This window comes from Deinococcus metalli (assembly GCF_014201805.1).
GTDB classification, from domain to species: Bacteria; Deinococcota; Deinococci; order Deinococcales; family Deinococcaceae; genus Deinococcus; species Deinococcus metalli.
The window spans coordinates 199,826-223,442 of record NZ_JACHFK010000007.1 but is presented as its reverse complement, the minus strand read 5'-3'; the positions used below and the strand labels follow the sequence as shown (position 1 = coordinate 223,442).

18 protein-coding genes and 2 tRNA genes are annotated in these 23,617 nt (G+C 70.5%); 9 read left to right on the top strand and 11 right to left on the bottom strand.

Annotated elements, in window-relative coordinates:
* The first annotated feature begins 9 nt into the window (after positions 1-9).
* Positions 10-1,191, top strand: coding sequence for a cytochrome P450 (locus tag HNQ07_RS14970; protein WP_184113181.1), 1,182 nt, complete (start codon positions 10-12; stop codon positions 1,189-1,191).
* A 12-nt stretch (positions 1,192-1,203) separates the two neighbouring features.
* On the opposite strand, the gene HNQ07_RS14965 is transcribed toward HNQ07_RS14970, so the two are convergent.
* Entirely contained in the window at positions 1,204-2,124 is a 921-nt protein-coding gene (locus HNQ07_RS14965; protein ID WP_184113179.1) for an NADP-dependent oxidoreductase, read from the bottom strand.
* Between the two features lie 225 nt (positions 2,125-2,349).
* Between HNQ07_RS14965 and HNQ07_RS14960 the strand changes: the two genes are divergently transcribed.
* Positions 2,350-2,466: transfer RNA gene (locus HNQ07_RS14960), tRNA-Cys, on the top strand.
* Positions 2,467-2,474: 8 nt separating this feature from the next.
* On the opposite strand, the gene HNQ07_RS14955 is transcribed toward HNQ07_RS14960, so the two are convergent.
* On the bottom strand, positions 2,475-4,037 hold the full coding sequence (locus HNQ07_RS14955) for an acyl-CoA carboxylase subunit beta (RefSeq protein WP_184113177.1): 1,563 nt from the start codon (positions 4,035-4,037) through the stop codon (positions 2,475-2,477).
* Positions 4,038-4,140: 103 nt separating this feature from the next.
* On the opposite strand from HNQ07_RS14955, the gene HNQ07_RS14950 reads away from it, so the two are divergent.
* Positions 4,141-5,325: an alkaline phosphatase family protein gene (locus HNQ07_RS14950; RefSeq protein ID WP_184113175.1), complete on the top strand. Its 1,185-nt coding sequence runs from the start codon at positions 4,141-4,143 to the stop codon at positions 5,323-5,325.
* Between the two features lie 7 nt (positions 5,326-5,332).
* Here the strand turns inward: HNQ07_RS14950 and xpt are convergent, their stop codons facing one another.
* From xpt to HNQ07_RS14925, 5 genes are read right to left on the bottom strand one after another with little or no spacing between them, the layout of a single operon-like run.
* Positions 5,333-5,914 (bottom strand): xanthine phosphoribosyltransferase, encoded by a 582-nt coding sequence (xpt, locus tag HNQ07_RS14945; protein WP_184113170.1) that lies wholly within the window; start codon positions 5,912-5,914, stop codon positions 5,333-5,335.
* 28 nt (positions 5,915-5,942) lie between these two features.
* A complete protein-coding gene (locus tag HNQ07_RS14940; RefSeq protein WP_184113169.1) occupies positions 5,943-6,878 on the bottom strand; it encodes a DUF8754 domain-containing protein in 936 nt (311 codons plus the stop codon).
* 32 nt (positions 6,879-6,910) lie between these two features.
* Positions 6,911-7,750 (bottom strand): cytochrome c oxidase assembly protein, encoded by an 840-nt coding sequence (locus HNQ07_RS14935; RefSeq protein ID WP_229832034.1) that lies wholly within the window; start codon positions 7,748-7,750, stop codon positions 6,911-6,913.
* A complete protein-coding gene (locus HNQ07_RS14930; protein ID WP_184113168.1) occupies positions 7,747-8,403 on the bottom strand; it encodes an SCO family protein in 657 nt (218 codons plus the stop codon). Before HNQ07_RS14930 ends, HNQ07_RS14935 begins: the two co-directional genes overlap by 4 nt.
* A gap of 4 nt (positions 8,404-8,407) precedes the next feature.
* Positions 8,408-8,905 carry a copper chaperone PCu(A)C gene (locus tag HNQ07_RS14925; RefSeq protein WP_184113166.1) on the bottom strand — a complete coding sequence of 166 codons (498 nt, stop codon included), beginning with the start codon at positions 8,903-8,905 and terminating at the stop codon, positions 8,408-8,410.
* A 129-nt stretch (positions 8,906-9,034) separates the two neighbouring features.
* On the opposite strand from HNQ07_RS14925, the gene HNQ07_RS14920 reads away from it, so the two are divergent.
* The gene (locus HNQ07_RS14920) at positions 9,035-10,042 is read left to right on the top strand and encodes a LacI family DNA-binding transcriptional regulator (protein WP_184113164.1); all 1,008 of its coding nucleotides are present in this window, start codon (positions 9,035-9,037) and stop codon (positions 10,040-10,042) included.
* A 30-nt stretch (positions 10,043-10,072) separates the two neighbouring features.
* Here HNQ07_RS14920 and HNQ07_RS14915 read toward each other — a convergent pair whose 3' ends face one another.
* Positions 10,073-11,620 carry a glycoside hydrolase family 10-like protein gene (locus HNQ07_RS14915; protein WP_184113161.1) on the bottom strand — a complete coding sequence of 516 codons (1,548 nt, stop codon included), beginning with the start codon at positions 11,618-11,620 and terminating at the stop codon, positions 10,073-10,075.
* A 55-nt stretch (positions 11,621-11,675) separates the two neighbouring features.
* Entirely contained in the window at positions 11,676-13,937 is a 2,262-nt protein-coding gene (gene dnaX / locus HNQ07_RS14910; RefSeq protein ID WP_184113159.1) for a DNA polymerase III subunit gamma/tau, read from the bottom strand.
* A 251-nt stretch (positions 13,938-14,188) separates the two neighbouring features.
* Here dnaX and HNQ07_RS14905 point away from each other — a divergent pair.
* Both HNQ07_RS14905 and HNQ07_RS14900 read left to right on the top strand, forming a co-directional pair.
* A tRNA-Glu gene (locus HNQ07_RS14905) sits at positions 14,189-14,263 on the top strand.
* Positions 14,264-14,853: 590 nt separating this feature from the next.
* Complete coding sequence (locus tag HNQ07_RS14900) at positions 14,854-16,530, top strand: ribonuclease J (RefSeq protein WP_184113157.1); 1,677 nt, start codon at positions 14,854-14,856, stop codon at positions 16,528-16,530.
* 49 nt (positions 16,531-16,579) lie between these two features.
* On the opposite strand, the gene HNQ07_RS14895 is transcribed toward HNQ07_RS14900, so the two are convergent.
* A complete protein-coding gene (locus tag HNQ07_RS14895; RefSeq protein WP_184113155.1) occupies positions 16,580-17,647 on the bottom strand; it encodes an aldo/keto reductase in 1,068 nt (355 codons plus the stop codon).
* A gap of 159 nt (positions 17,648-17,806) precedes the next feature.
* On the opposite strand from HNQ07_RS14895, the gene clpP reads away from it, so the two are divergent.
* The 3 genes from clpP to lon all read left to right on the top strand — a co-directional run bounded on the left by clpP (position 17,807) and on the right by lon (position 22,217).
* On the top strand, positions 17,807-18,418 hold the full coding sequence (clpP, locus tag HNQ07_RS14890; protein ID WP_184113153.1) for an ATP-dependent Clp protease proteolytic subunit: 612 nt from the start codon (positions 17,807-17,809) through the stop codon (positions 18,416-18,418).
* Complete coding sequence (gene clpX / locus HNQ07_RS14885; RefSeq protein ID WP_184113151.1) at positions 18,415-19,623, top strand: ATP-dependent Clp protease ATP-binding subunit ClpX; 1,209 nt, start codon at positions 18,415-18,417, stop codon at positions 19,621-19,623. Before clpP ends, clpX begins: the two co-directional genes overlap by 4 nt.
* Positions 19,624-19,781: 158 nt before the next feature.
* Positions 19,782-22,217 (top strand): endopeptidase La, encoded by a 2,436-nt coding sequence (gene lon, locus HNQ07_RS14880; RefSeq protein WP_184113149.1) that lies wholly within the window; start codon positions 19,782-19,784, stop codon positions 22,215-22,217.
* Between the two features lie 138 nt (positions 22,218-22,355).
* Here the strand turns inward: lon and HNQ07_RS14875 are convergent, their stop codons facing one another.
* Positions 22,356-23,594 (bottom strand): type IV pilus twitching motility protein PilT, encoded by a 1,239-nt coding sequence (locus HNQ07_RS14875; RefSeq protein WP_184113147.1) that lies wholly within the window; start codon positions 23,592-23,594, stop codon positions 22,356-22,358.
* Positions 23,595-23,617: the final 23 nt, after the last annotated feature.

The window sequence follows — 23,617 nt, the reverse complement described above, 5'->3', positions numbered from 1 at the left end:
GGAGGACTCATGACGGCACCCCGCTCCGCTGGCCTGTTCGCTCCCGACATCCTGGCCGACCCGTACCCCACCTACGCCGACCTGCGCGCCCAGGGCGGCGCGTTCTGGCAGCCGCACCCGCAGGGCACCGGCGGCATGTGGATGTTCACCCGCTACGCCGACGTGGAACAGGCCCTCAAGGACACCCGGCTGACCAAGGACGTGACCCGGGTCCGCGACGTGGGCGAGCAGGTGATGCCTGGCAACATGCTCGACCGCGACCCGCCGGACCACACCCGCATGCGGACCCTGGTCGCCCACGCCTTCACGCCCCGCGTGATCGAGCGCCAGGAAGCGCACATCCGGGACATCGCCCGCGGGCTGCTGGGCCGCGTCACGCCGGGCGAGGGCTTTGAGGTGATGCGCGGCTACGCCATGCCGCTCCCGGTCATCGTGATCGCGGAACTGCTGGGCGTGCCCCCGGAGGACCGCGACCTGTTCCGGGGCTGGTCCGGGGATTTCATCGACGGCAGCGACTTCGCCACCGCCACGCCCGAATCGGCCCAGCGCGCTGAGGCAGGCATCATGGCGCTGGGCGAGTACTTCGCGGGCCTGATCGAGACGCGCCGCGCCCAGCCGCAGGACGACCTGATCTCGTCGCTGCTGCACGCCGAGGACGAACTGGGCCAGCTGCGGCCCGGCGAGCTGATCTCGAACTGCATCCTGCTGGTCATCGCCGGGCACGAGACGACCGTGAACCTGATCGGCAACGGCCTGAAGGCCCTGCTGGACCACCCCGCCGAACTTTCCCGCCTGCGCGAGACGCCCGCGCTGCTGCCCCAGGCCATCGAGGAGATGCTGCGCTACGACCCGCCGGTGCAGCGCGCCCTGTTCCGCGCCGCGCTGGAGGACATCCAGATCGGCACCCAGACCGTGCAGAAGGGCGAGCAGGTCAGCGCCGTGATAGGGGCCGCCAACCGCGACCCCGCCGTGTTCACCGCTGCCGACACCTTCGACATTTCCCGCACCCCGAACCGGCACCTATCGTTCGGGCGCGGCCTGCACTTCTGCCTGGGCGCGCCGCTGGCGAAACTGGAAGCGCGAGTGGCGTTTGAAGAACTGCTGAGGGCGTTCCCAGCAATGGAACTGAAAGGCTTTACCCGGCGGCCGAGCACGATGTTCCGGGGACTGGGCGAGCTGTGGGTGCAGTAGGTCTGGCCTGAATCAGGGGACCGGCTCGAGCACGATCTTCCCGACGGTCCGGCCGGTCTCCAGCGCGCGGTGGGCGTCCGCGACGCGGTCCAGCGGGAAGGTCTGGCTGACGTGCGGAACCACGCGTCCAGCCGCAGCCTCGGCCGCCAGGAACTCCAGCTGGGGCCGCGATGGGTGCACCAGAATTCGCTCGGCGTGGACGCCATGCTGCCGCGCCAGGGCCTCGTCCGGCTGACCGGCGATCGCCACCAGCCGGCCGCCCGGCCGCAGCACCCCGAACGAGCGCGGCAGCGTGTCGCCGCCCACCGTGTCGAACACGGCGTCCACGCCCGACACCTGCTCCTCGAAGGGCCGCGCGTGGTAGTCCACGATCTCGTCCGCACCCAGCCCCCGCACGAAGTCGATGTTGCGCGCCGACGCGGTGGCGATCACCCGCGCGCCCCGAGTGTGGGCGAGCTGCACCGCGAAATGCCCCACCCCGCCCGCCGCCGCGTGGATCAGGATGGTCTGCCCGGCGCGCAGCGCGAGCGCCTCCAGCGCCTGCTCGGCCGTCAGGGCCGCGAGGGTCATGGCCGCCGCCTGCGCGTGCGTCAGCTCGGGCGGCTTGCGGGCGATGTCGGACACCGGCGCGCTCACGTACTCCGCGTAGGCCCGGCCTTCCGCCGGGAAGCGCACCATGCCGAACACCTCGTCGCCCACCCGGAAGTCCGCCACGTCCGGCCCCAGCGCCTCGACCACGCCGGAGACGTCCCAGCCCAGCACCACCGGCAGCGGCTGCGCCGCCCAGCTGCGGCGCCGCTTGTAGTCCACGGGATTGACGCTCACCGCCCGCACGCGCACCAGCACCTCGCCGTCCGCCGGGACCGGCACCGGCAGGTCCTCGGCCCGCAGCACCTCGGGGCCGCCGTACTCGTGGATCACCATCGCTTTCATGGATTCCTCCCGCCCGGCCCGTCCGGTGCCGTTCGCCCGGCGAGTGTAGCGCCGCCCCGGTCCGGCCCCGTCCTCTGTGACCGCAGGATCAAGGAGCGGCCATCACGCCTACGCCATGCAGCCCACGCGCCGCGCGCATGCTGCTGCGAGACTGCCGGCGGTGATCACAGCTCCTCTGGCCGAGCGTCCGGGTGTGGACCGGAAGGCAGCGGCCGATCACCCCATGAAGGGATGGCAGAGTCCGGTTGAATGCACTTGCTCGCAGAGTGAGAGGGGGGGCTGTCCATCGCCATCGGCGTGGACAGCCCCCCCTCGTAGGTTCGAATCCCACTCCCTTCGCCATTTCTGGTCTACAGCGGGATATTCCCGTGCTTCTTGTACGGCCGCGGCTCCTGCTTGTCGCGCAGCATGGCAAACGTCTGGATCAGGCGGTGGCGCGTGTCCTCCATCGGGATCACGTCGTCGATGTAGCCCTTCGCGGCGGCGATATACGGGTTGTCGAAGGTCTCCTTGTAGTGCGCCACCAGTTCCGCGCGGGTCGCGGCGGGGTTCTCGGAGTCCTTGATCTCCTTGCGGTACACGATGTTCGCCGCGCCCTCCGCGCCCATCACGGCGACGGCGGCGGTCGGCCACGCGTACACCACGTCGGCGCCCATGTCGCGCGAGTTCATGGCGAGGTACGCGCCGCCGTAGCTCTTGCGGGTAATGAGCGTGACCTTGGGCACCGTGGCCTCGGCGTAGGCGTAGAGCATCTTCGCGCCGTGGCGGATGATTCCGCCGTACTCCTGCTGCGTGCCCGGCAGGAAGCCCGTGACGTCCACCAGGGTCAGCAGGGGGATGTTGTAGCAGTCGCAGGTGCGGATGAAGCGCGCGGCCTTGTCGCTGGCGTCGATGTTCAGCGTGCCCGCCATGACCTTGGGGTTGTTCGCCACGATGCCGACCGGGCGGCCGTCCAGGTGCGCGAAGCCCACGATGATGTTCTTCGCCCAGTCCGGCTGGATCTCCAGGAACTCGCCGCTGTCCACGATCTCGTGGATGACGTCGTGCATGGCGTACGGCCGGCGCTGGTCCGGCGTGACGAGGTCCAGCAGCTTCTCGGTGCGGCGCCGCGCCGGGTCGCGGTTCTCGCGCACCGGCGGCTGCTCGCGGGCGTTCTGCGGCAGGTACGTGAGCAGGTGCCGGATGCCGTCGAGCACCGCCTCGTCGCCGTCATAGGCGAGATGCGCGACGCCGCTCCTGCGGGTGTGCACGTCCGCCCCGCCCAGCGTGTCGAAGGTCACGTCCTCGCGCGTCACGCTCTTGATGACCTCGGGGCCGGTGATGAACATGTAGCTGCTGCCCCGGCTCATCAGGATGAAGTCCGTCAGGGCCGGGGAGTACACCGCGCCGCCCGCGCATGGCCCCAGGATCGCGCTGATCTGCGGCACACTGCCGGAGTAGACGGCGTTGCGGTAGAAGATCTCGCCGTAGCCGGACAGGCTGTCCACGCCCTCCTGGATGCGCGCGCCGGCGGAGTCGTTCAGGCCGATCACGGGGCAGCCGGTCTTGGCGGCCAGGTCCATGATCTTCGTGATCTTCGCCGCGTGGCGTTTGCCGAGCGAGCCGCCCAGCACCGTGAAATCCTGCGAGAACACGAACACCGGCCGTCCGGCGATCGTGCCCGAGCCGGTCACGACACCCTCGCCGGGGGCCTCCACACCGTCCATCAGGCGGTTGCGGGCGTGCTGCACGAAGGTGCTGGTCTCCAGAAACGAGCCCGGGTCGAGCAGGTACGCGATGCGCTCGCGGGCGGTCAGCTTGCCGCCCTCGCGCTGCTTTCTGGCGCGCTCCTCGCCGCCGCCGGCCTCCACCTTGGCGCGGCGCTGCTCCATGGCGGCGATGAGTTCCTGCAACTCCACGCTGGGCTGGGTCATGCCGTCAATCTAACGGACGTTAGGGGACGGGCACCCCTGATGACTCCCCCGGCTTTACTGCATATGCGGTCACTCAACGTCGGTCGACCTGACAGACTGCCGCATGCTCCACAGTGACCTCGCGACCCGACCCGATCAGCCGGTGCGGCCACACCACGACGGGCGGAGCATCCTGAACTTCGTGACGTCCATCGCGGCGCACTTCGGCGTCCGGACCGGGCACGCGCCGCTCGCGACCCACCTGCCGCTGACCGGCGTGAGCACCGTGGTGCTGGTCGTCGCGGACGGCCTGGGGCACTTCCCGCTGAAACAGCACCTGCGTGCCGGGCACCTGCCGCATCTGGAGGCGCGCGTCGCGGACGGGGGGGCGCTGTACTCGACCATGACCTCCACGTTTCCGTCCTCCACCATGACCGCCATGACGACCCTGCACACCGGCGCGGCGCCCGCGCAGCACGGCTGGCTGGGCACCAGCGTGTTCGAGGGAACCACGGTGCTGGATATCCTGCGCCAGCGCGACCTTCTGAGCGGCGAGGCCGCGCGGCTGCCGCCGGCCACCGGCACCGTGTACCGCCAGCTCGCGGCCGCCGGCGTGACCGCCCGCGCCGTGACGCCCGCCAGTTTTGAGGGCACCCTCCTGAACGATTGGTACTACGACGGGGCCACCACCGTGCCCTACGACGACCTGACCGACCTTCCGGACGCCGTGGCCCGCGCCGCAGCGGGGGGTGGTCCGCGCTACGTGATCGCGTACTGGCCGGACTTCGACACGGTGAGCCACGACCACGGCCCATACTCCCGCGCGGCGGCGGACGCGGCCCACGCCTTCGACGCGGCGTTCCACGCCCTGCTCGGCCGCCTGCCCGACGACGGCAGCGTCCTGACCCTGCTGACCGCGGACCACGGGCAGAGCAGCACGCCTGCACCGCTCGCCGTGCACCTGAACGCCGTTCCCGGCCTGTGTGACATGCTGGACGGCCCGCCCGCCGGGGAAACCCAGGTGCGCTACCTGCGCGTCCGGCCCGGGGCCGAGGACGACGTCCACGCTGCCCTGCGGGACCACGCGACCGTGCTGCCCGCCGCCGAGGCGTGGGCGGCCGGGCTGTTCGGTGGGCCACCCGCACAGGAGGCCTTTCTGGAGCGCACCGGGGACCACGTGGCCATCGCGTACCACGGCCGACAGCTGCTGTGGCCGGCGCCCGAACACGCGCCGAGGGTGTGGGCCGGCACGCACGGCGGCTGGGCGGCCGAGCAGATGGTCGTGCCGCTGGTGATGGTGCGGCCGTAGGTCTGGCCTAGCGCCCCGCTTCCACCACGATGCCCTCGGCCTCGCTCATGCGGACGATGTTCGCCAGGGTGTGGATGGGCACGTTCAGGTCGGCCAGATGCTCGCGGCCGTGCTCGAACTCCTTTTCCACCACGCAGCCCAGGCCCAGCAGGGTCGCGCCACTCAGCGCGATCATGCCGGTCAGGGCGCGCAGCGTGCCGCCGGACGCCAGAAAGTCGTCGATCACGACCACCCGGTCGTCCGGACCGAGGAACTCGGAGGAGATGAACAGGTCCACGGTGCCGCCCTTGGTGCGGCTGACTGACGCGGCGGTAAACGCCGGCTCCTTCATGGTCAGGGGCTTTTTCTTGCGGGCGTACACCATCGGCACGCCCAGTTCCATGGCGGCGCTGATGGCCGGGGCGATCCCGCTCACCTCGATGGTCAGCACCTTGTTGGGCTTCAGCGGCGCGAAGTGCTCCGCGAAGCGCACGCCCATCTCGCGGGTCAGGTGGGGCAGCAGCTGGTGGTTGACGAGACCGTCCACCTTGAGAAATCCGCCGGGCAGGATCACGCCCTGGTCCCGGATGGCCTGTACGAGCGACTCCATGCCCGCGAGTGTACCCGCCGGCCGCGACCTACAGCTCGTTGACCTCCGGCTTGAAGTTCACCTGCCGGATGTAGTCCAGGTACTCCTGCTCGCTCAGCGCCGCCTTCTTGCCGCTCAGGGCGACGAAGAAGGCCTCCAGGACGTTGGTGGCGAAGTTGCGGGTGCCCATCCGGGGCGTGGTGGTGATCAGCCGCGCGACGCCGCGTTCCTTCATCCACGCGCGGTCGGCCTCGGTGATGGTCTGGGTCAGGATCGTCTTGCCGGCCAGGTCGCGCGGGGCGTAGCGCTTGGCGTAGTGGGTGTCGCCAGCGATCACGTCGGCCCACGCGTAGTACTTGGTGCCGTTGCCCTCCACGCTGACCTCCTGCTTGGCGCCGGTCGGGTAGAACCAGTCCTGCGGCAGCTTGGTGATCACTGGCAGCACCACCTTGGCGACGCGGCGCAGTGCGGTCAGGCTGCGCAGCGGCCGGTCGATGTTCAGGCCGAACACGATGTCGCCGTACACGATGTCCGCGCCCGCCTGCGACAGCGCCTCGGCCATGCCGAAGCGGTCGACCGCGCTGACCATCAGCACCTTCTGCGTCCGCCAGTTCAGCACCGGGTCGAGCTGCGCGATGGCGTCGCGCTCCAGAGTGTTCTTCAGGCCCGAGCCGTCCAGCACCGGCGTGATCCTGGCGCCCGCGATGAGTTTCTTGACGTTGCCGAACAGGTAGCGCTTGCCGTCCGCGATCACGTACAGGTCGGCGCCGCCCAGCCCGAAGGCGTCCACCCGGCCGTCCAGCGCGGTGAACAGCGCGGCCGCCTTCTTCGCGTCGGCGTCGGTGCCGATGCGCTCCAGGATGAAGGGCTGGCCCAGCACGCTGATCTCCTCGCGGGCGTTGCGCTTGGAGCTCCCCAGCGACACGCTCACGACGTGCTTGTATCCGGCGGGAGCGGGCTGCCAGCCTTCCAGGAGGGAGGTCATATGAGCGGCATTCTAGGCCCCCGTGGGCGCCGTCACGCGGGCGGCTGCCCAGGTGGGACGCCCTGCTGCTCGGTCAGGCCGACCAGCCACTGGAACAGCTGGATGAACGCCAGCGCCAGCGCGGGCAGCCCGGCGAGCATCATGATCCAGCCGGACAGCTGCTGGTTTTGCAGCGGCGTGAGGTTCCACAGGCACAGGGCGTTCACGAACGGCTGGTACAGCACGCGCGGCGTGTACAGCCACACGCTGGCGACCGCCATCATGGGCAGCGCGGCCAGCAGCCCGAACCACCCGCGCGAGCCGATGGTGGCCGGCTGCACCGCCGGCAGCGGCCGCAGGATCACGGCCCACACCAGCACGCTGCTCAGCAGGTACAGGCCCGGCAGCAGCGTGGCGGCGGTATTGGCGACCACGGACGCGTTGAAGCCGGCGGGGATGTTCCAGAAGACGATCACGGCCGTCCATACCGCCAGCGCCAGCCACGGATCGAGCAGCGTGTTCAGGACGCGGCCCGCGCCGCGCCGGGGGTCGAGCGCCACGCCGCGCGGCACGCCCAGCACCAGCAGCGGGGGCACGATCTCCGCCAGGAGCATCAGGCGGGTCATGTACAGCGCCATGCTGCCCTGGGTGAGGGTCGCCGCTCGGCTCTGGGTGGTCAGCAGCAGGACCACCCACCCCAGCGCGAACAGCGCCGCGCGCCACAGCGGCCAGCGGGCCCGGTCCTCCGGCGTGTGGCGTGACTGCACGAAGCGCCACGCGTACCACGCCCCGACCAGCAGCGTGAGGATCAGCAGCGTCGGCTGGACGTGCACGATGAGCAGGTCGGCCAGCGTGGGATTCAGGTCCACGCCGCCGGACACAGGCGCGCTCACGGGTGCTCCATGACGTACTGCACGTCCTCGAGCACGCGCGCCACCTGCGGGAGCTGCGTGTAGTCCCACAGCAGCCGCAGCTTGCCGGCCGCGTCGATCAGGTACGTGGCGGTCGTGTGGTTCATCTGGTAGTCGGCGCCCTTCACGTCCACCTTCTGGTAGCCCACGCCGTAGGCCCGCGCGCCCTCGCTCAGTGCGGGTTCCGGAATCCGCAGGCCGGTGCCCGAGCCGAAGTACGACACGTACTCGCCCAGGCGCTGCGGCGTGTCGCGGGCCGGGTCGATGCTCACGAACAGCACCTGAAAGCGGTCACGCTGCTCGGCCGGCAGCGCCTGACGCACCTTGTTCAGGTACGACAGGGTCAGCGGGCAGATGTTCGCGCAGTGCGTGAAGCCGAAGAACAGCGCGGTGGTGCGGCCACCAGCGCCCGGCGTGAAGGTGTACGCCCGGCCGCCTTGCGCCGTGCCGCTCAGGGGCGTGGCCGCCACGCCGGAGTACGCGGTGCCGTAGAAGGGGTGCGGACTGCGCCAGCGAGCGTAGCCCCACGCGGCCAGCAGCAGCAGCGTCACGCCCACCACGGCCAGCAGCGCCGACGCGTACCACGGGCGGCCGGGCGCGCTGTCAGGACGAGGGGCGGAGGTCTGCTCGGTCATGGCGTCAGGGTTTGCGGACCGTCGCGCGCACGGTCAGCGTGCGTCCGGCACGGTCGCTGAGGATCACGGTCACGACCTCGCCGGGCTTCAGCGGGCGTGTCAGGCCCATCAGCATCACGTGCGGGCCGAGGTCGTCCAGCACCAGCGAGCCGCGGGCGGGCACGGTCAGGGACGGCGCCGCCTTCATGCCGGTCAGGCCCCGCGCGTCCTTCACGGTCTGCATCAGCATGGCGTGGGCGGCCACGCCGGACCGCGCGGCCGTCAGCACGACCGGCTGCGCGCCGGGGTTGTTCAAGGTCAGGAACACGCTGGTGTCCGAGATGCCGGGCGGCACGGCCACCACGCGCGCCTGCGTGACCGTCAGGGGCAGCGGCGTGGCCGCCTTCGCGGCCGGGGCCGGCATGGGCATGGAGTGCCCGGCCGGGTGCGCCAGCGCGGGCGCCGTGACGGCGCCTAGGGCGAGCAGCGTCCGGAGCACGGAGATCGGGGAACGGTCGGACATGGGACTCCTCGGAGCGGCGGGCGCGGACGCCCGGCGACCCGCAGTGTAGGCGTGCGCCGGGGGCCGGATTGTCCCCGCGGCGGGCATGTTGGAAGCCGCTTCCATTTCCGGGGTATCCTGCGTGAAACCATGCGCAAACCCACCATCCAGGATGTGGCCCGGCAGGCCGGCGTCGGCGTCGGCACGGTGTCCCGTGTCCTGAACAACCACGCCGCCGTCAAGGGGGCCACTCGCGAGACCGTGCTGCGCGCCATCGCGGAACTGGACTACACGCCCAACCCGCACGCCCGGCGCATCGCGGGCGGCAAGAGCTACACCATCAGCGTGCTGCTGCCGGTGCTGACCACCGAGTTCTACGCCCGCCTGATGGACGGCCTGGAGGCGGCCTTTCAGGAAGCGCGCTACGACGTCGCGATCTTTCCGCTGCTGGACCGCTCGCGGCTGGAGCGCTACCTGGGCTCGCACACCCTGGCGTACCAGGCGGACGGGCTGGTCATGGCGACGTACAACCTCACGCAGATGTTCCACGAACGCCGCCTGCGCACCCAGCAGCCCACCGTGCTGGTCGACGCCCACGCCGAGGGCGTGGACTGCTCGTACATGGACAACGTGGGCGGCGGCGCGCTGGCCGGCGAGTACGCCGCCGACCTGCCCGGCCCGGTGTACGCCATCTGGGTCGAGACGGAACTCGACCAGCTGTTCACCACCCGCGTGTTCGAGGACCGCCGCGCGGGCTTCCTGCGCGCCCTGGCCGCAGCCGGGCGCCCCGTCCACGCGGAGTTCACCTCCAGTTTCGACACGCTCGCCGCGCGCAACACGGCGTCGACCCTGCTGGACGACGCGCAGGCGACGCCGGGCGGTCTGCCGTGCACCGTCTTCGCGTCCGCGGACCTGCTCGCCGGCGCGCTGCTCGACGAGATCCGCCTGCGCGGCCTGACCCCCGGCCAGGACGTACGGGTGATCGGCTTCGACGACCAGCCGTGGGCGGCGGCGCGTGGCCTGACCACGCTGCACCAGCCGGTCGAGAGCATGGGCTACGAGGCCGCGCAACTGCTGCTGTCGCGCCTGAACGGCTACCGCGGCCCCGCCCGCGCCCGCCGTTTCGAGCCCCGCCTGATCATCCGCGAAACGGCCTGACCGGCCCGCCGCCCGCGCCGACCGCCGGGATCAGGGCGTGGTCGGGGCCGCCGGCGTGAGGGCCACGTCGCGCACCAGCAGGTCCGGCAGGCGCACCACGCCGCGCGCCGGCACGGTGTCGGTCCAGCGCTGCCCGCTGACACGGACCTCGACCGGGCCGGCCTTCAGGGTGGCGAAGCCGTAGTAGCCGTTGCCATCGGTCACGGTGCGCGCGGCGAGTTGCCCGCCCTGCCACGCCTCCACACTGCGCCAGCCGGGCGTGGCGTTGCCGGTCACGCGGCCCAGCACGCCGCGCACGGTGGGGGGCGCCTCGGTCCACGGCTGCGGGGCTGACAGCACCGCGCCGGGCGCCGTCAGGAGTTTCCGGACCGCGTCCAGGCCCTGCGCGCCGCTCTCCTTTTCGCCGTACACGGCGGCGGTCGGCGTGCGGTACGAGTAGCCCACCCAGCCCATGCCCGACGCCACCGCCCGCTGCGCCTGGGCGGCCGTGACGTCCGGGGTGTTCAGGTACATGGCGCTGCCCGCCGCGACCCGCGCGCGGCCGCCGTCGGCGCGCGCGGTCATGCTCTGGGCGAACGCATTCCAGCCGTCGTACCACGCGCCCTGCGACTCGACCGGGTCGCGCTTGTAGTTCATCAGGACGTTCAGGTCGAGCAGGCCCTCGTTCATCCACGTGGGCCAGTCCTGCAAGACGTCCCAGTACGTGCGCGTGCGGCGGAACGACACGAGGTCGCCCGCGCGGGGCGGCTCCAGGTACGTGATGGTCGCCGCACTCACCCACGCGCTCACGCGCACGGCCTTGACCTCCAGGGCCACGCGCCGCACCAGATTCGTGACCTGCTGGCGCTTCCATTCTCCCCACGCCACGTCGGCCGGGGCGGGCGTGCCGGCCGCGCCCGTCTCGGCACGGTATCGGGCCAGCACGCGGGGATCGTAGCCCCACACGTCCCCGTCCGGGTAGCGGATGCGGTCGAGCTGCACGCCGTCCACCGCGTAGTTCCTGACCACACTCACGATGCCCTGCGTGACGTAGTCCTGCACCTCGGGCAGCGCCACGTCCAGCCAGCCGTCGCGGCCCTCCTGCCACGTGCCGTCGGGACGGCGCGCCAGCCACGACTGCGCGCCGGCATCCGGGCCGTGCGTGCGGAAGACGTGCCGGGGATCGGTGTTCGGCGCGGCGCTGTTGAAGGCGCCCGTCACGCTCGCCCACGCGATCACGCGCATGCCGCGCGCGTGGGCGAGCTTCACCATCACCGCCAGGGGATCGAAGTTCTTCTCCAGGTCGGGGTCCGTCACGGGCGGGTACGCGGACTTCAGGCACAGGCAGTCGGCGCGCCGGACCGCCTGCACGAACAGCGTGTTCACGCCCAGCCGCGCGGCGTCGTCCACCGTCTGCTGCGCCTGCGCGCGGGTCTTGAGGCCCGGCCCGAAGGCGTCCACCCACAGGCCGCGCAGGGTGCTGGCGGGCGCCGGCGCGGGCACGGCCGGAGCGGGCAGCGGCGGGGACTCCAGCGCCAGTCCAGTCCCCGTCAGGAGCAGGGAGCAGAGCAGCGCGCGGCGCAGGGCGGGGTGCGTCATGGGTTGGGGCGCAGGCTAGCGCACGTGTCCCAGGGGAACGTGAAGGCCCGGCAGGTCAGGCCTCCGCGTCGTCCTCACCGGGTTCGGCGTCGGCCTGCGCGGCCGGCACGGAGCGGTTCTTGCCGATCTCGCGCACGCGGCCGGAGAAGCGGCCCTTGATGTCCTCGTACATGGGGTGCGCGCGGATGTCGCCCACGCGGGCCGGCGCGCTGGTCCGGGCCGTCGGCGGCGGGGCCGGGGCAGCGGGGGCCGGCGTGGGGCGTTCCACGCTCAGGTTCGCGAAGGGCGCGTCGCGCAGGCTGGCCTCCACGTCCGGGCCGCCCGGATCGAGCGGCGCTCCCAGGTCGTCCCAGTCGGGCTCCTCGGTGATGACCTCGCCCAGGTACAGCTCGCGCGGCGCGGCGGGTGGGGGCACGCGGTCTCCGCCCTGCGCGTCCGCCGGGGCCGGCGCCACATCCGCCACGTGCTCGGCCTCCCACGCGGCGGGGGGCACGTCCGGCAGGGGCGCGGCGGCCGCGTCGTCCGGGCTGGGCGGCGGCACGCGCACCTCCGGCGGCTCCAGCGTCGCCACGCGCGCGGCGGGCCGGGGCGGCGGACGGTCCGGCACCGCCGACGGGACGGCGCTCGCCTGCGGGGGCTCGGGCAGCGGCGAGGGGGCCGGAGCGCGCGTGGCCGGGCGCCGGGGCGTGGGATCGAAGGGCGCGACCTCCACGGCACCCTGCGGTTCCGGCTCGGGCCGCCGCGCCGGGGCGGGAGCGGGCGGCGGCGCCGTCGGCACGGTGGAGGCAGTGGCCGCAGCCGCGCCGCCCACCGTGACCTTGCGCCCCCCGTCCGGCACGATCAGCTCGAAGGTCACGGGGCCGAACACCTGTCCCACCAGCTTGGCGAGATCGTCGAACTTCGCAACCACCTGCTTGGCGTGGAAGGCGTTCTTGCCGTCGTAGGTCAGGCTCACGTAGCCGCTCTCCGCGTGCATGCGGGCGGGTTTCAGGAACGCGCGCACCTGCATGCTCGCCTGCTTGACCACGTCCGCCCACGTGCCCTGCACGGGCGCCGGGGCCGGCGCGTCGGCCACGCTCGCGGCCGCCTGCGCCACGACCTCCCGCGCGGGGGCCGGGCCACGCCGCGCGGCGGGATCGAACTCCGTGACGGGCGCCGCGGCCACCGGGCGCGCGCCAGCCGCCCGCAGGCCCGCGAGTTCCTTCTCCAGCCGGTTCAGGCGCTGCACGAGATCGGCCGGAACGGCCGCGCCGGCGCCGCTGCCCGCGCTCACGCCCCCCCCGCCGTCGGCGGCCAGGAGGGCGTGCGTGAGGGCCAGTTCCAGGCTCTGCTGGTCGGCCGAGCGCGCGAAGCGGGCCTCCTGCTCATCCAGCGCCGCCTGCAACTTCAGCAGCCGCGGCACGTCCGCGCCCTCCAGCCGGCCCTCCTCGCCCAGGCCGAGTTCCGCGTGCAGGGCCGCTCCGTAGGCCGCGACCAGCCCCTCGACGACCGTGCGCGCCGCGAAGCCGTCACGGTACAGCTGCGCCGCGCCCGAGAGCGCCGCGCCCGCGTCCCCGACCACCAGGGCCGCCGCCACCGCGCGCACCCGCTCGCCCGGCGGGAGGCCCAGCGCGTCCTCCACGCCCGCCCGCGTGATCGCGCTGCCGGCGGCCAGCATGCGCTCCAGCAGGCTCTCGCCGTCGCGCATGGCGCCGTCGGCCAGCCGGCCGATCAGTTGCAGTGCGGCCGGCTCAGCGCTCACGCCCTCCTGCCGGGCCAGCCCCGCGAGTTTCCCCGCGACCTCCTCCGGCGTCAGGCGGCGGAAGCGGTAGTGCTGGCAGCGCGACAGGATGGTCGGGATGATCTTCTCCGGCTCGGTCGTCGCCAGGATGAAGATCACGTGGCCCGGCGGCTCCTCCAGCGTCTTGAGGAGCGCGTTGAAGGCCGCCCGGCTCATCATGTGCGCCTCGTCCAGGATGTAGATCTTCTTGCCGCCGCGCATGGCCGCCAGCGACACCTTCTCGCGCAGGTCGCGGACGTCGTCCACGGAGTTGTTGCTGGCCGCGTCGATCTCCATGACGTCCGGGTGTGAACCGGCGCGCACGCTCAGGCAGCTCTCGCACTCGCCGCAGGGTTTGGGCAGCGGCCCGGTGCAGTTGGCCGTCATGGCGATCAGCCGGGCGGTCGTGGTCTTCCCCACCCCGCGCGGCCCGGAGAACAGGTACGCGTGCCCCACCCGGCCCTGCTCCAGCGCCGCGCGCAGCACGTCCTTAACATGCTCCTGCCCCACCACCTGATCCCAGCGGATCGGCCGGGCCCGCTGGTAGATGGCGCTCAAGACAGCCTCCCGGGCAGCACGGAGGCGACCTCACCCGTGGCCGGAGACCGACCGTTGCACACGCGGAGCTTCACGAGCGCAGTCTAGTGCCGCCCCGCGACCGGCGGAGTGAGCCGCGCACCCCCGCCCACCTATTGACGGAATGGGAACACCCCTGTACAGTTCTGTGGTGCCGGAAACGGCGCCCCTTGAAAGGCAGTCCGCGGCAGAGCCCTGACCCCAGGAGCGAAGCGCGAAAACTGAAGTGGTGTGGCCCCATCGTCTAACGGTTAGGACACTACCCTTTCAAGGTAGCGATACGGGTTCGAATCCCGTTGGGGTCACCAGGAAAGCCTCCGCTCGCGCGGGGGCTTTTTCGTTGTGGCGGGTGGGAGGCGGCGCTGACAGCCTGCCCGCGCACTCTGCCACCCCGGGCGCTGGACATCCGGTTTCGGGCAGAAGCGCGTCGACTGGGCCGTCTGTCGCCAGGGGTGACGCGGCCACGACCGGCCGGATCATGAACCCTCCGACGTCGCCTCCGGAAAAGAGGTCTCGCTCTGCGTGAGCTGACTGGCATGGATACAGCCGCTCGGCGGGCCCACCAGAGGCCCCTCGCTGCCCTGAAGATGAAGACCACAGGCGCTGGTGGTTCCCACGGTGGCGCCCGCAGCCCACCAGCGCGGCAACCACCACAAAGCAGCACAGAGGTCCGCTGCATGTGACGGTCACCCTGACACCGCCGCTGTTCGCGCCGCGCCCCATCTGTACTTCCAGCTCAGGCGTACCCCTGTGCTACCTTGAAGGCACCGCGTCTGCCTTCCCAGCTGTGTGAAGGTCAGCGACACAACCGCATCATTTCGGCTGCACCGACGGGCCGACCGCCTCATTCAAGACATACCGGCCGCGCTGTGGGCTGGCCGGGGACACGGAGTACCACATGACCCAAGACAACAAGGCCCAGGACGGCTCGGCCGCTCCGCACCTGGAAGTGATGCCGCTGGGCGGCATGGGTGAGATCGGCAAGAACATCACGGCGTACCGCTACGCCGATGAGATCATGGTCGTGGACGGCGGGCTGGCCTTCCCGGACAGCCATCAGATGGGCATCGACCTGATCATCCCGCGCATCGACTACCTGCAGCAGCACGCGGGCCTGATCAAGGGCATGATCCTGACCCACGGGCACGAGGACCACATCGGCGGGCTGCCGTACATCCTGCCCAGGCTGCCGAAGATTCCGGTGTACGGCGCGCCGCTCACGCTGGGGCTGGTGCGTGAGAAGCTGGCCGAGTTCGGCATCAAGGACGCGGACGTGGACCTGCGCGAGATCGACCTCGACCAGGGCGCGCGGGTGCGGATCGGGCGGCACTTCAACATCGAGTTCATCCGCATGACGCACTCGATTCCCGACAACGCCGGGTACATCCTGACCACCCCGGTCGGTCGGGTGCTGCACACCGGCGATTTCAAGCTGGACGAGGAACCCAGCGACGGCAAGCTCAGCGACCTGGCGCGGATCGAGCAGGCGGGCAAAGAAGGCGTGCTGCTGCTGATCAGCGACTCCACGAACGCGGAGCGGCCGGGCCGCACGGTCAGCGAGGCGGAGGTCGAGCGCAACCTCGAAGACGTCATCCGGAACTGCAAGGGCCGCGTGTTCATGACGACCTTCGCCAGTAACGTGCACCGCATCCAGAACACGCTGAACATCGCGCACCGCGTGGGCCGCCGGGTGGTCATGGAGGGCCGCTCGATGCTGAAGTACGCGCAGGTCGCCACGCAGCTCGGGTACATGACCGCGCCCGATCCCTTCCTGACCTCCGAGGACGTGGGGCAGCTCCAGGACCAGCAGATCCTGTTCGTATGCACCGGGTCGCAGGGCCAGCCCATGAGCGTGCTGTCGCGCCTGGCCTTCGGGAACCACGCCAAGATCGCGCTGCGCCGGGGCGACACCGTGATCCTGAGCAGCAACCCGATTCCCGGGAACGAGGAGGCGGTGAACCTCGTCATCAACCGCCTGTACGAGATCGGCGTGGACGTGGTGTACCCGCCGACGTACCGCGTGCACGCGTCCGGACACGGCTCGCAGGAGGAACTCGCGACGGTGCTGAACCTCGCGCGGCCGAAGTTCTTCCTGCCGTGGCACGGCGAGCCCCGCCACCAGATCAACCACGCGCGGCTGGCGCAGACGCTGCCCCGGCCGCCCAAGCGCACGCTGATCGCCAAGAACGGCGACGTGGTGAAGCTGACCGCCGACGAGTTCAAGGTCACGGGCACCGTCCCGGCGGGCGCGGTGTACGTGGACGGCCTGGGCGTGGGCGACATCGGGGACGACGTGCTGCTCGACCGCGTGAACATGAGCCAGGAGGGCATCCTGATCATGACGGCGGTGCTGCACCCCACGCCGCACGTCGAGGTCGTGTCGCGCGGCTTCGTGCGCGCCAACCGCGACCTGGACAATCAGATCCGGAAGGTCGCTCTGGAATCCATCGAGACCGGCATGCGCGAGAAAAAGCGCCTCGAGGACGTCCGCGATGACATGTACGGCGCGGTGCGGAGATTCGTCCGCAAGGTCACGGGCCGCAATCCGGTCCTGATCCCGATGATCGTGGACTGACGCTTCACGTCAGCGGCCGCCTCCAGTCCGGGGCGGCCGCTTGCCGTGGTCACGACGTCTGCTGTTCGTCCCAGCCAGCGACCTCTGCGCCGCCAAAGATCATGCGGCGGATACCGGGCTGGAGCAGCGAGGCCGGCGTGGAGGGTTCCAGGGCGCTCGCGTCGTCCAGCGCCCGCAGGTGCTCGGCGCTCAAGGTGATCTCCAGCGAGGCCACGGCGTCGTGCACCTGCGCGACCCGGCTGGCGCCGAAGATGGGCGCGGTCACGCCCGGCTGCGCGCTCACCCACGCCAGGGCGACCTGTGCGGGCGGGCGCCCGAGGTCGGCGGCCACGGCGTGCAAGGCGTCCAGCGTGCGCCAGTTCTTCTCGGTGAACTTGGCGTTGCCAAACGGGTTGGGCCCGCTCAGACGGCCCTCGCCGCTGGCAGCGCCCTCGCCGGCGCGGCGGTACTTGCCGGTCAGGAAGCCCGCGCCCAGCGGACTCCACGGCGTGATTCCAAGGCCGAGGTGCTGCGCGGCGGAGGCGTGCTCGCGTTCCAGGCCGCGCTCGGTCAGCGAGTACTCGAGTTGCAGGGCGATGGGGCCGGGCACGCCGTGCACCTGCGCCAGGATGGCGGCCTGCGCGGCGTACCACGCGGGCACGTTCGAGAAGCCGTAGTGGTGGATCTGCCCGGCGCGGACGAGGTCGCCCAGGGTCTGCACGACCTCCTCGACCGGCGTGACCAGGTCCCAGTGGTGCAGCCAGTACAGGTCGATGAAGTCGGTGTTCAGCCGCCGCAGCGAGCCCTCAAGCGCCCGGCGGATGTTCTTGCGGCCGTTGCCGCTGGTCGTGGGGACGCCCGGCACCGCGTTCCACGTGAACTTGGTGGCCAGCACGACGTGGTCGCGCAGGCCGCGCGCGGCGACGTAGCGGCCGAGCAGCTCCTCGCTGCGGCCCTTGGCGTAGGTGTCGGCGGTGTCGAGAAAGGTCCCGCCGGCGTCCACGTACGCGTCAAAGACCTGCTCTGAGACGTCGTCGGCACTGCCCCAGCGGGGCGTGCCGAAGGTCATGGTGCCCAGCGCGAGCGGACTGACGATCAGGCCGGAGCGGCCCAGGGTGCGGTAGGAACGCAGGTCCATACCCCAGGGTGCACACCCGGGCGGGGGCGGCGGTGTGGGCGGCGATACCAAGCCCGGCCTGCTGGCGCGGGGCGGACGGCCCGGCCGCGCGCGGTCTGTGCCGCGTCCAACCCGCCTTTCCATCCATTCGCGCCGCTGGCCGGCCCTATAATCCCCCGCATGGGCATCATTCCTTACGTGATCGAGCAGACCGGACGCGGCGAGCGCAGTTACGACATCTACTCGCGGCTGCTCAAGGACCGGATCATCTTCGTCGGCACGCCCATCGAGTCGCAGATGGCGAACTCCATCGTGGCGCAGCTGCTGCTGCTCGACTCGCAGAACCCCGAGCAGGAAATCCAGATGTACATCAACTGCCCCGGCGGCGAGGTCTACGCCGGGCTGGCGATCTACGACACCATGCGCTACATCAAGGCGCCGGTCAGCACCATCTGCGTGGGCATCGCCATGAGCATGGGCTCGGTGCTGCTGATGGCCGGCGACAAGGGCAAGCGGCTCGCGCTGCCGAACTCGCGCATCATGATTCACCAGGGTTCAGCGGGCTTCCGGGGCAACACCCCGGACCTCGAGGTGCAGGCCAAGGAGGTGCTACACCTGCGTGACCGCCTGGTGAGCATCTACCACAAGCACACGGACCTGCCGCACGAGAAGCTGCTGCGCGACATGGAGCGCGATTACTTCATGTCGGCCGAGGAAGCCAAGCAGTATGGTCTGATCGATTCCGTGATCGAGAACACGCGCGAAGTCGAGATGGTGGGGGGAAGCGTATGACCAAGTCGGGAGGGGACCGCTGCTCGTTCTGCGGGCGGCAACATCCGCAGATCGCGCAGCTGATCGAGGCGCCGGGCCGGGCCGCGTTCATCTGCAACGAGTGCACGGACCGCGCGCACGAGCTGGTCAAGCAGAACAAGAAGGCCGGCAGCGAGTTCCGGCTGGAGGAACTGCCCAGCCCGAAGGAGATCAAGGCCTACCTCGACGACTTCGTGATCGGGCAGGACGAGGCGAAAAAAGCCCTGGCCGTGGCGGTCGTGAGCCACTACCAGCGCCTTGCCCACCCGGACGTGAACCTCCAGAAGTCGAACATCCTGCTGATCGGCCCGACCGGTACCGGCAAGACGCTGCTGGCGCAGTCGCTGGCCGAGATGCTGGAGGTTCCTTTTGCGATTGCCGACGCGACCACGCTGACCGAAGCCGGCTACGTGGGCGACGACGTCGAGAACGTGATCGTGCGGCTGCTGCAGGCCGCCGAGTACGACGTGGCCGCCGCCGAGCGCGGCATCATCTACATCGACGAGATCGACAAGATCGCCCGCAAGTCCGAGGGCACGAGCATCACGCGTGACGTATCGGGCGAGGGCGTGCAGCAGGCGCTGCTGAAGATCATCGAGGGCACGGTCGCGCAGGTGCCGCCGCAGGGCGGGCGCAAGCACCCGCAGCAGGAACTCGTGCAGGTGAACACCCGCAACATCCTGTTCATCGTGGGCGGCGCCTTCGAGAGCATGGCGGACATCGCCCGCAGCCGCACCAACGTGCGCGCGGTGGGCTTCGGCGCCGAGCACCGGGGCGAGGAGAAGGCGGAAATCCGCTTCCTGCCCGAAGACCTCGTCAAGTTCGGCCTGATCCCGGAGTTCGTGGGCCGCCTGCCGCTGGTCGTGCAGCTCCAAGACCTCGACGAGGACGCGCTGGTGCGGATCCTGACCGAGCCGCAGGGCGCGATCGTCAAGCAGTACCAGGCGCTGTTTGGTTTCCAGAACGTGGACCTGAGCTTCTCGGAGGGCGCGCTGCGCGAGGTGGCGCACCGGGCGAAGGAACGCAAGACCGGGGCGCGTGGCCTGCGGGCGGTGCTGGAAAAGGCCATGACGGACCTGCTGTTCGAGCTGCCGGTGGAAAACCTGCGCGAACTGCGCTTCGACGCGGCGCACATCGACACGCCGCTGGCCTTACTTGAGTCCAAGGGACTCAAGAAGTCTGCCTAAACGCAACAGAGATTACAGCACCCTGTCCACCCCACCCCTAGACTGCCCGTGTACCCGGTGGTCGGGGGTGTCCTTCGTTCCCCGGCCTTGTTAGACTTTCGTATTCCCGCGCCCCCATCCCGAGCTTCAGTCGGGGCCGCGGCCCGCAAGGAGCAAGCATGATCTGGGAACTTCCCGTCGTCGCACTCAGAAACATCGTCATCATGCCGGGCGTCACCATGAACGTGGACGTCGGGCGCCCCAAGAGCAAGCGCGCCGTGGACGAGGCCCAGGCCTCGGACCGCCGCGTGCTGCTGCTCACCCAGCGTGACGCCCGCACCGATGACCCCACCCGCGCCGAGCTGTACGAGATGGGCGTCCTGGCGGTCGTCAAGCAGGTCGTCCGCATGCCCGACAACACCTACCAGGTGCTGGTGGAAGCGCAGGAACGCGCCGTGGTGCAGGGCGAGGTGCCCAGCGCCTACATGCGCGTGCGCGCCGAGACGCAGCCCACCGCCGCTGACGACAGCCGCGAGGTCACCGTGCTGGTGCAGGAGGTCAAGTCGGCCTTCGAGGAGTACCAGCGCCAGAACAAGAACCTGCGCCTGGACAACTACCAGCTCGAGGGCCTCAAGGCCCTGAACGACGCCGGCACGCTGGCCGACCAGGTCACGCACCACGCCACGTGGACGCCCGAGGAAAAGCAGGAGGTGCTCGGCGCGGTGCCGCTGCGCGCCCGCCTGGAAGCCACGCTGAAGTTCCTGTCGCGCGACACCGAGCGCTTCAACCTCGACAAGAAGATCGCGGGGCGCGTCAAGGAACAGATGGACGCCAACCAGCGCGAGTACTACCTGCGCGAGCAGATGAAGGCCATCGGCAAGGAACTCGGCGGCGGCGAGGACGGCCCGGCCGAGGTCGAGGCGCTGCGCGAGAAGATCGAGGCCGCCGGCATGCCCGACTCGGTCAAGGACAAGGCCCTCAAGGAGCTGCAGCGCCTGGAGCGCACGCCCGGCGGCAGCCCCGAGAGTACGGTGGTGCGCAACTACATCGACTGGCTGGTGGACGTGCCTTGGAGCAAGCGCGATGAGGAGATCCTCGACATCGCCAGAACCCGCGACATCTTGAACGACGACCATTACGCGCTGGACGACGTGAAAGACCGCATCCTGGAGTTCCTGGCGGTGCGCCAGCTGACGCACACGCCCGGCGAGACCGAGGACGCCCGCAAGGAGCGCACCGCCGAGGAGCGCACCGACGACGCCGAACTGCGCGCCCCGATCCTGGTGCTGGTCGGCCCTCCCGGCGTCGGCAAGACCTCGCTGGGCAAGAGCATCGCCCGCAGCCTGAACCGCAAGTTCGTCCGCATGGCGCTGGGCGGCGTGCGTGACGAGGCCGAGATCCGCGGTCACCGCCGCACGTACATCGGCTCGATGCCCGGCCGCATCATCCAGGCCATGAAGAATGCGGGCGTCACCAACCCCGTGATCCTGCTCGACGAGATCGACAAGATGAGCAGCGACTGGCGCGGCGATCCCAGCAGCGCCATGCTGGAAGTGCTCGACCCCGAGCAGAACCACACCTTCCAGGACCACTACCTGGAAGTGCCGTACGACCTGTCGCAGGTCATGTTCATCACGACCGCCAACACCCTCCAGACCATTCCCCGGCCGCTCCTGGACCGCATGGAGGTCATCCAGATTCCCGGCTACACCCAGCCGGAGAAGGTGGAGATCGCCAAGCGCTACCGCGTGCCCCGGCAGGTCAAGAGCCACGGCCTGACCGACCGCGTGGAGATCACGGACGCCGCCCTGAACCGCATCGTCGAGGAGTACACGCAGGAGTCTGGCGTGCGCAACCTCGACCGGCAGGTGAGCAAGCTGGCCCGCAAGGCTGCGCGTGAACTGCTCGAGAAGCCCTGGGAGGGCGTCAAGGTGATTGACGCCGCGCAGGTGCCGGACTACCTGGGCGTGCCCATGCACCGCCCGGACAAGATGGAGAAAGAGCCCCAGGTGGGCGTCGCGCAGGGGCTGGCATGGACCAGCGTGGGCGGCACCATGCTGCTCGTCGAGGCGCTCGCCACGCCCGGCACCGGCAAGGTCGTCATGACCGGCTCTCTCGGCGACGTGATGAAGGAAAGCGTCGGCGCGGCCATCGCATACCTGCGTGCCCACGCCCGCGAGTACGGCGCCGACCCGGACTTCCACAAGACCATGGACCTGCACGTGCACTTCCCCGACGGTGCCACGCCCAAGGACGGTCCCAGCGCCGGCATCACCATCGCCACGGCCGTCATCAGCGCGATCACCGGCCGCCCGGTCCGGATGGACGTCGCCATGACCGGCGAGATCAGCCTGCGCGGCCGCGTGCTGCCCATCGGCGGTCTCAAGGAGAAACTGCTCGCCGCGCACCAGGGCGGGATCCGCGAGGTCATCTTCCCCAAGGACAACGAACCGCACCTGCAGGACGTGCCGGAATCGATCCGCGGCGAACTGAAGATCCACGCCGTCGAGCGCGTCGGCGAGGTGCTCGACCTGCTGCTGCTGCCGCGCCCGGCCGAGACCCAGCCCACCATGCCGCCCGCGCAGGGCAGCAAGCCCGCCCAGCCTGGCGCGTAAGCCCGGCCCGCTCTGGCCCTCTCCTCCGGGAGAGGGCTTTTTCATGCCGCCATGTCAGCCGCCTACGCCTTCAAAACCACGCTGCCCTCCGTGTTCTGGAGGGCAGCGCGGCTGTGGACGGTCCGGAGGAGGTCCGGCTCAGCGGCGACCGAAGGCAGACGAGCCGCTGGACGTCGGGTTGGCCGGGCGGCCGCTGGGCTCCGCCGTGCGCGGCGTTTCGCGGCCCGATCCGAAGCCGGCGGCGGCGCCCGCCGACGAGCTGCCCACGGCCGCAGGGCCGGCGGCCGGGAGGCTGCTGCCCACGGTCGGGTCGTTGGCGAGGCGGGCGAACTCCTTGGGGTCGACCGCGCGCTCCACGCCGATGTCGAAGGAGATCAGGCGGCGGCGGTACAGGTTGGCGAGGTACGCGTCCATGGTGACCATGCCCTCGCGCGCGCCGGTCTGCATGACCGACACGATCTGGTACGTCTTGCCCTCACGGATCAGCGCCCGCACGGCCGGGTTGGCGACCAGCAGCTCGTACGCCAGGATGCGCCCGCCGCCGTCGAGCTTGGGCAGCAGCTGCTGGGTCATGACCGCCACCAGGTTGTTGGCGAGCTGCACGCGGATCTGCTCCTGCTGCTCTTCGGGGAACACGTCCACGATACGGTCGATGGACTCGGGCGCGGAGTTGGTGTGCAGGGTGCCCATCACCAGGTGTCCGGTCTCGGCGGCGGTCACGGCGGCCTTGATCGTCTCGTAGTCGCGCAACTCGCCCACCAGGATCACGTCGGGGGCCTGGCGCAGCACGGCGCGCAGCGCGTTGTTGAAGTCCAGCGTGTCCGAGCCGACCTCGCGCTGGTTGATGATCGACTGCTTGTGCGTGTGCATGAACTCGATCGGGTCCTCGATCGTCATGATGTGCATCTTCTTGTTCGCGTTGATGTGGTCGATCATCGCGGCCAGCGTGGTGGACTTGCCCGATCCGGTGGGGCCGGTCACGAGCACCAGGCCGCGCGGCGCCCCGGCGATGTCGATCACGTTCTGCGGCAGGCCCATCTCCTGGGCGCTCTTGATCTTGGTGGGGATCAGACGCAGCACGCCGCCCACGTGGCCGCGCTGCATGAACGCGTTCACGCGGAAGCGGGCCTTCTCGCCCAGCGCGAAGGAGAAGTCCAGCTCGCGCTTTTCCTCGAAGGTACGCTGCTGCTTTTCGTTCATCATCGAGTACATCAGGCGCCGGGTCTCGGTGCCGACCAGTTCTGAAAAGCCCTGGGAGTCGTACACGCCGTGCAGCTTGAACTGCGGGGCCAGGCCGACGGTGAGGATCACGTCGGACGCGCCCTTCTCGGCGGCGAGGCGCAGGATGTCGGTGATATCGGCGCTGGGTGCAGTCATGGCTTACCTCGTGGGGAGTGCGG